This window comes from Pseudooceanicola sp. HF7 (assembly GCF_011806405.1).
Classification (GTDB): domain Bacteria; phylum Pseudomonadota; class Alphaproteobacteria; order Rhodobacterales; family Rhodobacteraceae; genus Pseudooceanicola.
In genome coordinates this window covers 24,741-36,736 of record NZ_JAATOW010000027.1, presented here as the reverse complement: position 1 = coordinate 36,736, position 11,996 = coordinate 24,741, and the positions used below count along the sequence as shown (strand labels likewise).

Sequence of the window (11,996 nt, the reverse complement as noted above, 5' to 3'; positions counted from 1 at the left end):
CGCCTTGGGAAGAACAGAAAAGGGTCGTGGATGACCGATAAACCGCTGGATCGGAACGCAAGGCTCTCCGTCGCGCCGATGATGGACTGGACGGACCGCCATTGCCGCTACCTGCACCGTCTGCTCAGCCGGAACACGTTGCTCTATACAGAGATGGTGACCTCTCCGGCGCTCGTCCGGGGCGGGGCTCTGCACCTGCTGGGGTTCAACCCTCAGGAGCATCCGGTTGCGCTTCAGCTGGGCGGCTCCGATCCGGTCGAGCTGGCCGAGGCGGCGCGTCTTGGGCAAAAGGCCGGATATGATGAGATCAACCTGAACTGCGGCTGTCCCTCCGATCGGGTGCAATCGGGCACCTTTGGCGCGGTGCTGATGAAGGACCCCGACCTTGTCGCGCGCTGCGTGGCGGCCATGCGCGACGCCGTCGATGTCGAGGTCACGGTGAAGTGCCGGATCGGCGTGGATGAGCAGGATCCGGAACAGGTCCTGCCGGATTTCATCCAGAAAGTGGCCGCTGCGGGCTGTGAGCGGTTCTCCATCCATGCGCGCAAGGCTTGGCTGCAGGGGCTGAGCCCAAAGGAAAACAGGGATATCCCGCCGCTTGATTATGACCTGGTCCTGCGGATGCGGGAGCAGTTCCCGGATCTTCACCTGTCGGTCAATGGCGGGATCTCTTCGCTTGACCAGGCAGAGGGCTTCCTCAGTGCCGGTCTGGACGGGGTGATGATCGGGCGGACGGCCTATCACGACCCCTCGGCGATCCTCTGCGATGCGGATCGGCGGATCTATGGCGAGGAGACCGGCAGCCTGGGTCCGGAAGAGGCCGTGCGCGCGATGTACCCCTATATCGAGTCCCATGTGGCAGAGGGCGGCAAGCTGGCGCAGGTTACGCGGCACATGCTGGGGCTCTTTCAGGGGCGGCCTGGGGCCCGGGCCTGGCGGCGTATCCTGTCAGAGGGCGCGCATCGCAAGGGTGCCGGAACCGCGTTGGTGGAAGAGGCGCTGGACGCCGTCACCGGCGCGGCGCGTGGCGTAGCCTGACAGAAGTTGCCGGAGCCCGAAGGCTCCGGCAGATCGGGGGCTTGCAAGCCCCTCAGGCAATGGCTTCCCGGCGGCGCAGCACAAGCGTGGCCAGCAGGAAGGCAATCAACCCGCAGACAGCGATCGCGCCGGCCATCGGCAGGGCGGTGCCGTCGAAGAACGGACCGGTCAGCGCGATCATCAGCCCGCCTGCGACCATCTGCAGCGTGCCGCCAATGGAAGAGGCCAGGCCGGCGATATCCCCGTGTTCGTCCAGGGCCAGCACCATGGTGGTCGGGATCACCAGCCCCAGGAAGCTGTTGGCGATGATAAGGCAGGCGCCCATGGTCCAGACCGTGGCCATCCCAGCCAGGGCGATGACGAAGAGCAGCAGCGTGAAGGCGAAGAAGCCCGTTACGGCCAGGCGCACCATCCGCGACATGCCGATCCTAGTGGCAAGGCCGGCGGCCACCTGGCTGGCGGCGAAGAAGCCGACGGCGTTGCAGGCGAAAGCGATGGAGAACTGCGCCTCTGACAGGCCGAAGCTGGACATGTAGACGAAAGAGGCCGAGGCAATGAAGACGAAGAAACTTGCCATGCCGAAACCGCCCACCAGCGTCAGACCCATGAAGACGGGATCGGTGAACAGCACCTTCGCCCCCCGCGCCATTGCACTGACAGAGACCTTGCGCCGGGCGGGGCGCTCAAGCGTTTCCGGCAGCATGAAGATCGTCAGCAACAGGCCGACGAGGCTGAGCAAGGCCAGCGTGGCGAAGATCGCGCGCCAGTTGCCGAAGGTCAGCACCAGGGTGCCGAAAAGCGGCGCAAGCATCGGAGAGATGGAGATCACCAGCATGACCATCGCCATGAGCCGCGTGGCCTCGGCCCCGGTATAGCGATCCCGGATAACGGCGCGCGGGATCACCATCAAGCAGGCCCCGCCAAGCCCCTGAAGGGCACGCCAGGCCACCAGTACCGGCAAGCTTGGCGCGAAAGCGGCCCCGATGGAGCCGATCAGGAAGATGCAGAGCCCGATCACCAGCGGCAGGCGGCGCCCGGTGGCGTCCGCCATCGGGCCGTAGAACAGCTGGGCCAGCCCGAACGGAATGAAATAGCCGATGAGCGTGGCTTGGATGGCGGCCTCGGTTGCGCCGAAGTCGGAGGCAAGCTGGGGCAGGGCGGGCAGGTACATGTCAATGGCAAGCGGGCTGGTGAGCGCGAGCACACCCAGCACCAGGGCAAAACGCAACATTGGAAATTTCCGGAATGATTTTTTAACGCTCCGGACCCTACCCGCAGGCCTGGATGGTTGCCAAGGGCAAGGCCCGGCAAATGCGCCTTCGTTTTCGCACATTGGGCCTTGTGCCTGTGCTGCAGTGCCGAAAGACCGGGCAGGCGCTTGCGCATTCACGGTTTTCTTGATTTGTCTCCGGTCGCAACGAAGACAGGGATGACCATGGAAAATATCGGGCTGTTGATGTCCATGCTGGGCGTGCTGATCGTGATCGGCGCTTTCGCGGGCGTGCTGGCGGGGCTACTGGGCGTGGGCGGCGGGATCGTCCTTGTGCCGGCCTTCTTCTACACGTTCCAGAGCCTGGGCTATGACAGCCCGCAACTGATGCAGATGTGCCTTGGCACCTCGCTGGCAACGATCATCGTGACCTCGATGCGGTCCATGGCCAGCCATAATCGCAAGGGCGCCGTGGACTGGACGATCCTGAAGACCTGGGCGCCGGGCATCGCCATCGGTGCGTTGATCGGGGTGCTCGTGGCCTCCCAGTTGCGTTCAAGAGAGCTTCAGGCGTTGTTCGGGTTCATCGGCCTGTTCATCAGCCTTTACATGGCCTTCGGCAAATCCAGCTGGCAGATCGCGGATGAGATGCCGGGCCTGCTGACGCGCTCCATCCTTTCGCCGATCGTCGGCTTCCTGTCCGCGCTCATGGGGATTGGCGGGGGCTCTTTCGGGGTGCCGATCATGACGCTTTACGGCCGGCCCATCCACCGGGCGGTTGCCACGGCGGCGGGCTTCGGGCTGACCATCGCGCTGCCCTCTGCCATCGGCTTCCTGTTCGTGCGTGCGCCCGAGGGGGCCTTTCCGCCCTTCTCCGTGGGCGCGGTGAACCTGCCGGCCTTTCTGATCGTGATCTGCATGACGACCCTGACCGCGCCGCTTGGCGCCCGGCTGGCCCATGCGACGGATCCCAAGCCCCTGAAACGGATCTTCGCGGGTTTCCTGTTCCTTGTCGCGCTCAACATGCTGCGCAAGGCCTGGTTCGGCTGAGCTATTCCGCGCGCCGGAGACGTCCGGCGCGGCCCCCCCGGCGGGTTGCCTTGAGCGGCCCGCGCGATGGTAGCTGCGCCATGATCGCGCGGCGTTCCTCTTCCGACAGGCTGCCCCAAAGGGCGATCTCATCCCTTGTGCGCAGGCAGCCCGTACACAGCCCCTCTTGCGGATGCATCACGCAGATGTTCACGCAGGGGGAAGAGACGGCCTCTCTTTTCCAGACATCGCGACCGCTCATGTGGTGCCGCCCTTGAGGTAGCGCAGCCGGTCAAGCGCGCCTTGCAGGATGTAGGAGGCCGCGACGTGGTCGATGACCTCTGCCCGGCGGCGCCGCGAGGTATCGGCCTCAAGCAGGGCGCGCTCGGCGGCAACGGTGGAAAGGCGTTCATCCCAGAAGCTGATCGGCAGATCGGTCAGCCGCATGAGGTTGCGCGCGAAGGCGCGGGTGGACTGGCAGCGTGCCCCCTCCGTGCCGTCCATGTTGCGGGGCAGGCCAAGGATGATCCCGCCGATGTTGCGCGCGGCCAGGATCTTCAGCAGCGCTTCGGCATCCAGCGTGAATTTCTTGCGCCGGATGGTCTCAAGCGGAGTGGCGACGCCAAGAAAGGTATCAGAGACGGCGACGCCGATGGTCTTGTCGCCCAGGTCCAGCCCGGCGATGGCGCGGAAGGGCGGGACAGACGCCGCGAATTCGCTCATGTCTTCGTGGATCATCCGTCTACTCCTGCGCTTTCGGCGGCGCGCTGGATCATTGCCAGGTCATCGCCCTTTCCTTCGAAGGTGGTCAGGGCTTCCTGGTATATCGCGCGCGCACGGTCGGTTTCGCCAAGCACGCCCAGGGCAGAGATCAGGCGGGCCCATTCCCGGGCGTCGCCACCATCGCTGGCCAGGCGCGCGGCCAGGCCGTCCACCATGCCGCGGACCATGTCCTGGCGCTCTTGCGCGGTCATCTCGCCCGCGGCGTCCATGTCTTCGGCAGAGGGGCCGGGCATGGGGGCCGTCATGCCGGCGGCGGGGGGCAGTTCGAAGCGGGATTCCCCGGCCAGCATGGCGACCTGGGGCAGCTGGGCCCGGATCGGCGCGACCCAGGGGGCGGTGTCGGGGCTGCTGTGCAGCAGGTTGTTCCAAAGCCGGAAGGCAATGTCGTGCCGTCCGGTCTGGGCCATCAGCAGGCCGGAATAATAGGTGGCTGTCCCGTTGGTGGGGTCAGCGTGCAGGGCCGTCTGCAGCGCATCCGCCGCCTCAGCAGAGACAAGTCCCCCGGCTGAGAGTATCATCATATCCGCGTAATCGGCAAAGTCCTGAGCGGTGGCGCGGGTGCCGGCGATCTCAAGCACGCGGGCCTGGGCGGTATAGGCGTCCTTGAAATTGCCAAGCGCGGCCTCGTTGCGGGCCAGCAGGCGGAAGCCCTGTTCATCCTCGCTGCGTTTCTCGACGGCGCTGCGCAGCTGGGTCATGAGCGTCTGGAAATCTTCCGAAACGGGTTGATCCGGGGGGTAGCTGATCGGGCCGCCAACCTGGGCCTCTGCGGCCTCTTGGTCGGGGCGATTGTCTAGCAGCGACCGGGCAGAGGCAATGCGATCGGCGCGCGGCAGGTCGGCAGCACCGGGCTGGCCCAGCCAGACATAGGTGGCCACGCCCAGAACCAGCACCAGCGCGGCACCCAGCAGGCCGAGCGCGCGGGCAGGGCCCTTGCCGGTGCTTTCGGGTTCGCTGCGTGCCTCTGTATCGGCGGCCAGCAGGCGGCGCGAGATCTCCGTGCGCAGGCGCGCGGCCTCGCTTTCAGCCAGCGTGCCGCGGGCCAGGTCGCGGTCCACCTCTGCCAGTTGGTCGCGGTAGATCTTCATGTCGAAGGCAGCCGCAGGGGTTTCGGCCACCGGGGCCCGGCCGATCAGGGCCTGCGCCAGGAAGGCCGTGACCATAAGTGCCAGGGCGATGCTGACAATCCAGAAGAGCATGACGGACCTCGATCAGAGAAAGGGCAGGTGGCGAAGGCTTCCCCTGACTTAAACCCTGAGAGGGTTCGGAAAAAGGGGCGATTTTTGTGCGCTGCCGGGGCATACTGGCACATGAGAGTCCGTATTTCGGGGGCGCATCAGCGCCGTCGCGCGGCCATGTCGCAAGCGCTCGATATTGTGACGGTTTGCGGCGCGGCTAAGATGGGCAAAAGTCTAGGTTCGCCGCAATGGCGCGGCGGGACTCGCGCCCCTTACCCCCATGCCCATGCGAGGTGTCGATGAAACGCTATTCCGCCTTTGCCATTGCCCGCGAAGCCGCCCGTTACCACAGCGGTTGGGAGCGCGCCTGGCGTTCCCCCCAGCCCAAGGATCACTACGACGTGGTGATCGTCGGGGCGGGCGGCCATGGCCTTGCGACCGCCTATTACCTTGGAAAAAATCACGGCATCACCAATGTGGCCGTGATCGAAAAGGGTTGGCTGGGCGGTGGCAACACCGGGCGCAACACCACGATCATACGGTCGAACTACCTGCAGGACGATTCCGCCGCGATCTTCGAGAAGTCCCGTTCGCTTTACGAGACCCTCAGCCAGGACCTGAACTACAACGTCATGTTCAGTCCCCGCGGCGTGCTGATGCTGGCCCAGACCGAACATGAAAAGCGCGGCTGGCTGCGCACCGCCCATGCCAACGCCCACCAGGGCGTCACGACTGAGTTCATCGGGCGCGAGCGGGTCAAGGAAATCCTGCCGATCATCAACCTGGACGGGCCGCGCTACCCGGTGCTGGGCGCGCTCTGGCAGGCGCGCGGCGGTTCTGCCCGGCACGATGCCGTGGCCTGGGGATATGCGCGGGCCTGCTCGGACATGGGCATGGATATCCTGCAGAAATGTGAAGTGACCGGCATCGAACGCGACAGCGGCGGCAATGTCTCTGGCGTGCAGATCAGCAAGGGTCGCATCGGGTGCGGCAAGCTGGGCATCGTCGTGGCCGGGCATTCCGGTGTGCTGGCAGAGATGGCTGGTTTCCGCCTTCCCATCGAATCCGTCGCGCTTCAGGCGCTTGTGTCGGAGCCGATCAAACCCTGCATGGACGTGGTAGTCATGGCTAACACGGTGCATGGCTACATGTCGCAATCCGACAAGGGCGAGATGGTCATCGGCGGCGGCGCGGACGGCTACAACAACTACACGCAGCGCGGTTCCTTCCAGCATATCGAGGAAACCGTGCGCGCCCTGATCGAGACCTTCCCGATGATCTCGCGCCTGAAGATGCTGCGGCAATGGGGCGGGATCGTAGACATGACCGGCGACCGGTCTCCGATCATCTCGGCCACGCCGCTTGGCAATTGCTACATCAATTGTGGCTGGGGCACCGGCGGCTTCAAGGCCATTCCGGGATCTGGCTGGGCCATGGCCGACATGATGGCCAAGGGCACGCCGGGACCGCTGGCCAAGGGCTTTGGACTGGAGCGTTTCCGCGAGGGGCGTTTCGTGGACGAAAGCGTTGCCGCAGGCGTGGCGCACTAAAGCGCTCGGCCGGGTTGCAAAGCAGGATCAGGATGATGATGCGCGTGTCGGAAAATTCGGGGGTTTGGCGCGGGGAGGCCGGGCGATGCCCCGCTGGCCCCGGCCATGCCGGCCCGTCTTTCGCGGCTTGTGCCGCCCCGATGCCGCTTGTCGGGTCTTCCCGCCTATTCGGCGGGAAGATGGCTGATCGGCGCGCTGTCCTGCGTCAGCTTGGCCGAGTCGATGTCGCGCAACGCGCTGCGCAACGCGTTGATCGGGGCCTTGTGGATCCGGCCCAGCCGATCGGCCAGATGCGCCGGGTCGCTTCCGGGCAGGGGATCTGCGATGGCCGCGAAATCGAAGCCTTCACGCAGCGCAGCCGCGAATTCCGGCTGGTGCGCAAGGTGCCTGGCCAGGTTGGTCGCCAGGTAGCCAAAGGCCAGTGGTCTTGGGGGCTCTCCGGGTTTGCTGCCCATGAGAACATAGAGCCCCGGTCCTTCGGGAAGCTCTTCCAAGGTATCAAGTGTGCGGAATGGAACGGATTTGATCCGCGAACCCTTGAGGTCGAGCGAGAAGTCTATCGTGTGAGTCATGATGCTCACCTTTCTGCGCGTTATCCCAGGTGCGTGCCTGTAAAGACAATGATAGCCCAGAATGTTGTGGAGGCGATAACGTCCCCCCTCAACAGAGGGTACCTGAGTGCTGATGTGCCCGTTTGCGCGCCGCTTGGCAAAAATCGCCGATGCCAAGCGCCTGTTTTTGCTGAAACGCTGGGCAGGGCAGGCGCTGATGCTGCCGGGCTGAACGGCGCGAAAATGCGCTTTATTGAATATACAAGAACCGAATCGCAGCGCCTGACCGCTTGCTGTCGCGCAGGTCTGCGCGAACCCGGGAACAATCCGCAGTCGACAAGCGTTTTTCCTTCACTTGATTTTAGTGAAGAGGAACCGCAATGGCCGATCAATCAGGAAACTCGCGCTCCGGTGTCACCGGGATTGCCTTCGTACTTGGCGCGGTCGTCGTCATCCTCGCGGGGCTGGTCTGGTACATCTACTCGGGTGGTGAGCTGCCGGGCGAATCCGAACCCGAAATCCAGATCGACCTTCCGGGCGATTCCTGAGCGTTTTCAACCTGTCCCCTATTCGAAGGAAGGCCGGGCGCTTGGCGCGCCTGGCCTTTTTTCGTGCCCAACGTCCCCCGAAATCCACACAGAGGAGCGCGCCCATGCTGCTGCTTGAATGCCCCAATTGCGGTGTCATCGCCGAAGAGACAGAGTTCCATGGCGGTGGAGAGGCGCATCTGAAGCGCTTCGGCCCCGGGTCCTCGGACCAGGATTTCGAAGGCTACCTGTTCCAGCGGGAAAATCCGCGCGGCGTCCACTTTGAACGCTGGCGCCACGTCACGGGCTGCGGCAAGTGGTTCCACGCGGCGCGGGACACGGTCACGCTTGAGGTCTTCGGCACCTATTCGGCCCAGACGGTCGAGCCGCCCGAAGACCTGCTGGAAACCATTCGGGCGAAACGTCCGGGCTTCAAGTGGCGGGATATCGCATGAACGCGGCAGAACATTTCAATGACATGATGACCAAGGGAGCCACGGCGCGATGAGCAGCAGGCTTGCAGGCAGCGGGCGGCGGATCGACCGCTCCAAGAAGATCGAGTTTTCCTTCAACGGCCGCCGGATGAGCGGGTTCGAAGGCGATACGCTGGCCTCTGCGCTTCTGGCAAATGACCAGATGCTGATGGGCCGGTCGTTTAAGTACCACCGCCCGCGCGGCGTGGTCGCCTCTGGCGCGGAAGAGCCCAACGCCCTGATGGGCCTGGGCAAGGACGCCCGCTTTGAGCCGAACCAGCGCGCCACCACCCAGGAGCTCTTCGACGGGCTCGAGGCGGAAAGCCAGAACCACTGGCCCAGCCTGGAGTTCGATGTCGGCGCGATCAACAACTCGCTGTCGCGTTTCCTGCCGGCGGGGTTCTACTACAAGACCTTCATGGGGCCGCGGGCCTTCTGGAAACACGTCTATGAGCCGATCATCCGCCGCTCTGCAGGCCTGGGCAAGGCGCCCAAGGACCGCGATGCGGATCCCTACGAACACCTTTATGCCCATGCGGATCTGCTGGTTGTGGGGGGCGGTCTGGCCGGCCTGACCGCCGCGCTTGAAGCCGGGCGCCTGGGCGTCCAGGTCCTGCTGCTGGAGCAGGGCGCCCTTTGGGGTGGCCGCGCGCCCGTTGATGGCGGTGAAGTCGCCGGGCAGCCGGTGGCGGCCCACATCGCCGATCTGGTGGCAGAGCTTGAGGGCCTATCCAATGTCACCATGCGCCTGCGCTGCATGGGGGCTGGTGTCTATGACCATGGATATGTGCTGGGCTACGAACGGCTGACCGACCACCTGAGCGAAAAGACCGGGCCGCGCCATCGGCTGTGGCGCATCCGCGCCCGCCAGGTGCTGGTGGCTACGGGGGCCATCGAACGCCCCATCTCTTTCGCGGGCAACGATATTCCCGGCGTCATGCTGGCCGGGGCCATGCGCGATTACCTTAGCGATTACGGCGTCTCCGTGGGCGACCGCATCGTGGTCGTGACCAACAACGATGACGCCTACCGCACTGCGATCGCCCAGAAGGAAGCGGGGCTGAGCGTGGCCGCCGTGATCGATGCACGGCTCGCCGGTGGCGGCGCCCTTGCCCAGCTGGCAAGGGAGGCCGGCATCCGTGTAGAGACCGGCCGTGCCATCGCCCATGTCAACGGCAAGAAGCGCGTCACCGGCGTGGCGATCTGCTCTCAGGCGGGCAGTGGCGCCGTGCTGGAAGAGATCGCCTGCGATGCGGTTGCCATGTCCGGCGGCTGGTCCCCGGCGGTGCACCTGTGGTCCCATTGCGGCGGCAAGCTGTCCTGGGACAGCGAACGTGCCATGTTCCGTCCCGATCCGGACCGCGCCCCCACAGGTGCCGACGGGCTGCCCTTTGTCGCCACGGCAGGCTCTGCCAGCGGCGCGCTCAGCCTGTCCGAAGTGCTGAAGGACGGCCGCTATGCCGCGCGCACCGTGGTTGACCGCCTGGGCCTGTCCATGCCCGAGGCCACCGCGCCCGAGGTCTGGGAGGTCGAAGAGATCCCCATGGCCCCGATCTGGACCATGCCCGAAGGCGCCACCTACAAGCTGCGTTCCAAGAGCTGGCTCGATTTCCAGAATGACGTCAAGGTCTCGGACGTGCAGCTTGCGGCGGCCGAGGGCTTTGAAAGCGTCGAACATGCCAAGCGTTACACCACGCTGGGCATGGCGACGGACCAGGGCAAGCTCAGCAATATCAATGGCCTGGCCGTGCTGAGCCAGGAACTGAACGTGACCATCCCGGAAGTGGGCACAACCACCTTCCGCCCGCCCTATACGCCCATCTCCATGGGCTCCATCGCGGGTGAGGCGCGGGACGAGGGCTTCCAGCCGCTGCGCAAGACGCCGATGTATGACTGGCATGAGGCCAACGGGGCCTTTTTTGAACCGGTCGGCCATTGGCGGCGGCCCTATTGCTATCCCAAGGCAGGTGAAAGCCACGCCGATGCCGTCCTGCGCGAAATCACCGCCGTGCGGGAACGGGTTGGGCTGCTGGATGCCTCCACCCTGGGCAAGCTGATCGTGCGCGGGCCGGATGCGGGCAAGTTCCTGGACCTGATCTACACCAACATGATGTCCACGCTTAAACCGGGGCGCTGCCGCTACGGGCTGGTCTGCGACGAGAACGGCTTCCTCATGGATGACGGCGTGGTCGCGCGGCTGGATGAGCACAGCTTCCTGGTCCATACCACCACGGGCGGCGCCGAACACGTCCATGCCCACATGGAGGAATGGCTGCAGACCGAATGGTGGGACCTGAAGGTTCACGTGGTCAACGTGACGGAGCAATACGCCCAGATCGCCGTGGTCGGGCCCCAGGCGCGGCAATTGCTGGAGGTGCTGGGCACGCCCGGGATCTCTGCCGAGGAACTGCCCTTCATGGCCTGGGCGGACCGGTTGGTGGGGGGCATTCCCTGCCGGATCTACCGGATCTCCTTCTCTGGTGAGCTCAGCTACGAATTGAGCGTGCCGGCGGGGCAGGGCCTGGCCCTGTGGACCGAGCTGATGGCCGCCGGTCACGGCTTTGACGCCGTGCCCTACGGGACAGAGGCACTGCACGTGCTGCGGGCCGAAAAGGGCTTCATCATGATCGGGGATGAGACCGATGGCACGATCATTCCCCAGGACCTTGGCCTGAACTGGGCGATCTCCAAGAAGAAGGAAGACTTCATCGGCAAGCGCGGCCAGATGCGCAGCCACTTCCAGGATCCCGATCGCTGGAAACTGGTGGGGCTGGAGACCGTCGATGGCTCTGTGATCGAGGATGGCGCCTACATCCTGGACGACGGGCAGAACGACAAGGGCCAGCGCAACATGCAGGGGCGCATCACCTCGACCTACTATTCCCCGACGCTCAAGCGCGGCATCGCCATGGCGCTGCTGAAGAAGGGCCCGGAGCGCATGGACGAGGTCGTGCAGGTCACAAAACTGGCGGGCGGATCGGTTTCGGCGAAAGTCGTGGATCCGGTCTTCTACGACAAGGCAGGAGAGAAACAGAATGTCTGATGTCACCGGACCGGCGCCCGTAAGCGCCTTGAACGGCGCGGTTTTTGACGGCTACGTGCGGATTGCCGAAGCGCCGATGCGGGGCATGATCACCCTGCGGGGGGATCTGTCATCCTCCATGATGCGCAATGGTGCGACCAAGGTCACGGGCTGCGACATGCCCGGCCAGCGCCAGATCAGCCTGGGCGAGGACAGGGTCATCGCCTGGATGAGCCCGGATGAGCTGCTGGTCGGCATGCCCCTGTCCGAAACCGCCGAGGCGCTGGAAACCCTGGCCGGCACCTTCACCGATCCGGCCTTTTCGGCGGTCGATGTGACCCATGCCCGCGCGGCCTTCACCCTGACCGGAGAGGACGCGCTGGTGCGCGAGGTGCTGGCAAAGCTGGCCCCGGTGGACATGTCGCCAGAAGCCTTCCCGGAGGGCAGTTTCCGCCGCACGCGGCTGGCCCAGGTCCCCGCCGCCTTCTGGATGCCGGAGCCGGGCCGGGCAGAGCTGGTCTGCTTCCGCTCTGTCGCGGGATATGTCTTCTCCATCCTGTCGGACGCGGCGCGCGAAGACGGGATCGTGGGGCTATACGCCTGAAATCAATACCCGCTGCCCCTGCAGGGGGCTG

At 65.0% G+C, this 11,996-nt stretch carries 12 protein-coding genes; 7 read left to right on the top strand and 5 right to left on the bottom strand.

Annotated features, from left to right (window positions below; translation table 11 throughout):
- The first annotated feature begins 30 nt into the window (after nucleotides 1-30).
- Complete coding sequence (gene dusA, locus HCZ97_RS14665) at nucleotides 31-1,038, top strand: tRNA dihydrouridine(20/20a) synthase DusA (RefSeq protein ID WP_167689466.1); 1,008 nt, start codon at nucleotides 31-33, stop codon at nucleotides 1,036-1,038.
- A 52-nt stretch (nucleotides 1,039-1,090) separates the two neighbouring features.
- Here the strand turns inward: dusA and HCZ97_RS14660 are convergent, their stop codons facing one another.
- Complete coding sequence (locus tag HCZ97_RS14660) at nucleotides 1,091-2,269, bottom strand: multidrug effflux MFS transporter (protein ID WP_167689465.1); 1,179 nt, start codon at nucleotides 2,267-2,269, stop codon at nucleotides 1,091-1,093.
- A 204-nt stretch (nucleotides 2,270-2,473) separates the two neighbouring features.
- Here HCZ97_RS14660 and HCZ97_RS14655 point away from each other — a divergent pair, with 204 nt between their 5' ends.
- Nucleotides 2,474-3,298: a sulfite exporter TauE/SafE family protein gene (locus HCZ97_RS14655; protein WP_167689485.1), complete on the top strand. Its 825-nt coding sequence runs from the start codon at nucleotides 2,474-2,476 to the stop codon at nucleotides 3,296-3,298.
- Between the two features lies 1 nt (nucleotide 3,299).
- Here the strand turns inward: HCZ97_RS14655 and HCZ97_RS14650 are convergent, their stop codons facing one another.
- The 3 genes from HCZ97_RS14650 to ccmI are packed head-to-tail and all read right to left on the bottom strand — an operon-like array spanning nucleotide 3,300 to nucleotide 5,259.
- Nucleotides 3,300-3,539, bottom strand: coding sequence for a DUF1289 domain-containing protein (locus HCZ97_RS14650; protein ID WP_167689464.1), 240 nt, complete (start codon nucleotides 3,537-3,539; stop codon nucleotides 3,300-3,302).
- Nucleotides 3,536-4,015 (bottom strand): Holliday junction resolvase RuvX, encoded by a 480-nt coding sequence (gene ruvX, locus HCZ97_RS14645; RefSeq protein WP_167689463.1) that lies wholly within the window; start codon nucleotides 4,013-4,015, stop codon nucleotides 3,536-3,538. Before ruvX ends, HCZ97_RS14650 begins: the two co-directional genes overlap by 4 nt.
- Nucleotides 4,012-5,259, bottom strand: coding sequence for a c-type cytochrome biogenesis protein CcmI (gene ccmI, locus HCZ97_RS14640; RefSeq protein WP_167689462.1), 1,248 nt, complete (start codon nucleotides 5,257-5,259; stop codon nucleotides 4,012-4,014). The genes ruvX and ccmI overlap by 4 nt, the downstream gene beginning before the upstream one ends.
- A 278-nt stretch (nucleotides 5,260-5,537) precedes the next feature.
- On the opposite strand from ccmI, the gene HCZ97_RS14635 reads away from it, so the two are divergent.
- Nucleotides 5,538-6,788: a sarcosine oxidase subunit beta family protein gene (locus HCZ97_RS14635; RefSeq protein ID WP_167689461.1), complete on the top strand. Its 1,251-nt coding sequence runs from the start codon at nucleotides 5,538-5,540 to the stop codon at nucleotides 6,786-6,788.
- 164 nt (nucleotides 6,789-6,952) lie between these two features.
- On the opposite strand, the gene HCZ97_RS14630 is transcribed toward HCZ97_RS14635, so the two are convergent.
- On the bottom strand, nucleotides 6,953-7,360 hold the full coding sequence (locus tag HCZ97_RS14630) for a hypothetical protein (protein WP_167689460.1): 408 nt from the start codon (nucleotides 7,358-7,360) through the stop codon (nucleotides 6,953-6,955).
- 359 nt (nucleotides 7,361-7,719) lie between these two features.
- On the opposite strand from HCZ97_RS14630, the gene HCZ97_RS14625 reads away from it, so the two are divergent.
- From HCZ97_RS14625 to HCZ97_RS14610, 4 genes are all read left to right on the top strand, one after another.
- The gene (locus tag HCZ97_RS14625; protein WP_167689459.1) at nucleotides 7,720-7,887 is read left to right on the top strand and encodes a hypothetical protein; all 168 of its coding nucleotides are present in this window, start codon (nucleotides 7,720-7,722) and stop codon (nucleotides 7,885-7,887) included.
- A gap of 104 nt (nucleotides 7,888-7,991) precedes the next feature.
- On the top strand, nucleotides 7,992-8,321 hold the full coding sequence (locus tag HCZ97_RS14620; protein ID WP_167689458.1) for a sarcosine oxidase subunit delta: 330 nt from the start codon (nucleotides 7,992-7,994) through the stop codon (nucleotides 8,319-8,321).
- A gap of 49 nt (nucleotides 8,322-8,370) precedes the next feature.
- The gene (locus HCZ97_RS14615) at nucleotides 8,371-11,382 is read left to right on the top strand and encodes a sarcosine oxidase subunit alpha family protein (protein ID WP_167689457.1); all 3,012 of its coding nucleotides are present in this window, start codon (nucleotides 8,371-8,373) and stop codon (nucleotides 11,380-11,382) included.
- Complete coding sequence (locus tag HCZ97_RS14610) at nucleotides 11,375-11,965, top strand: sarcosine oxidase subunit gamma (protein WP_167689456.1); 591 nt, start codon at nucleotides 11,375-11,377, stop codon at nucleotides 11,963-11,965. Before HCZ97_RS14615 ends, HCZ97_RS14610 begins: the two co-directional genes overlap by 8 nt.
- Nucleotides 11,966-11,996 lie beyond the last annotated feature (31 nt).

Bases quoted from the DNA above. Each gene is read 5' to 3' on its own strand.
- HCZ97_RS14650 (WP_167689464.1), bottom strand. From the start codon at position 3,539: ATGAGCGGTCGCGATGTCTGGAAAAGAGAGGCCGTCTCTTCCCCCTGC.
- ruvX (WP_167689463.1), bottom strand. From the start codon at position 4,015: ATGATCCACGAAGACATGAGCGAATTCGCGGCGTCTGTCCCGCCCTTC.
- HCZ97_RS14660 (WP_167689465.1), bottom strand. From the start codon at position 2,269: ATGTTGCGTTTTGCCCTGGTGCTGGGTGTGCTCGCGCTCACCAGCCCG.
- ccmI (WP_167689462.1), bottom strand. From the start codon at position 5,259: ATGCTCTTCTGGATTGTCAGCATCGCCCTGGCACTTATGGTCACGGCC.
- HCZ97_RS14625 (WP_167689459.1), top strand. From the start codon at position 7,720: ATGGCCGATCAATCAGGAAACTCGCGCTCCGGTGTCACCGGGATTGCC.
- HCZ97_RS14615 (WP_167689457.1), top strand. From the start codon at position 8,371: ATGAGCAGCAGGCTTGCAGGCAGCGGGCGGCGGATCGACCGCTCCAAG.
- HCZ97_RS14635 (WP_167689461.1), top strand. From the start codon at position 5,538: ATGAAACGCTATTCCGCCTTTGCCATTGCCCGCGAAGCCGCCCGTTAC.
- HCZ97_RS14630 (WP_167689460.1), bottom strand. From the start codon at position 7,360: ATGACTCACACGATAGACTTCTCGCTCGACCTCAAGGGTTCGCGGATC.
- HCZ97_RS14610 (WP_167689456.1), top strand. From the start codon at position 11,375: ATGTCTGATGTCACCGGACCGGCGCCCGTAAGCGCCTTGAACGGCGCG.
- HCZ97_RS14620 (WP_167689458.1), top strand. From the start codon at position 7,992: ATGCTGCTGCTTGAATGCCCCAATTGCGGTGTCATCGCCGAAGAGACA.
- HCZ97_RS14655 (WP_167689485.1), top strand. From the start codon at position 2,474: ATGGAAAATATCGGGCTGTTGATGTCCATGCTGGGCGTGCTGATCGTG.
- dusA (WP_167689466.1), top strand. From the start codon at position 31: ATGACCGATAAACCGCTGGATCGGAACGCAAGGCTCTCCGTCGCGCCG.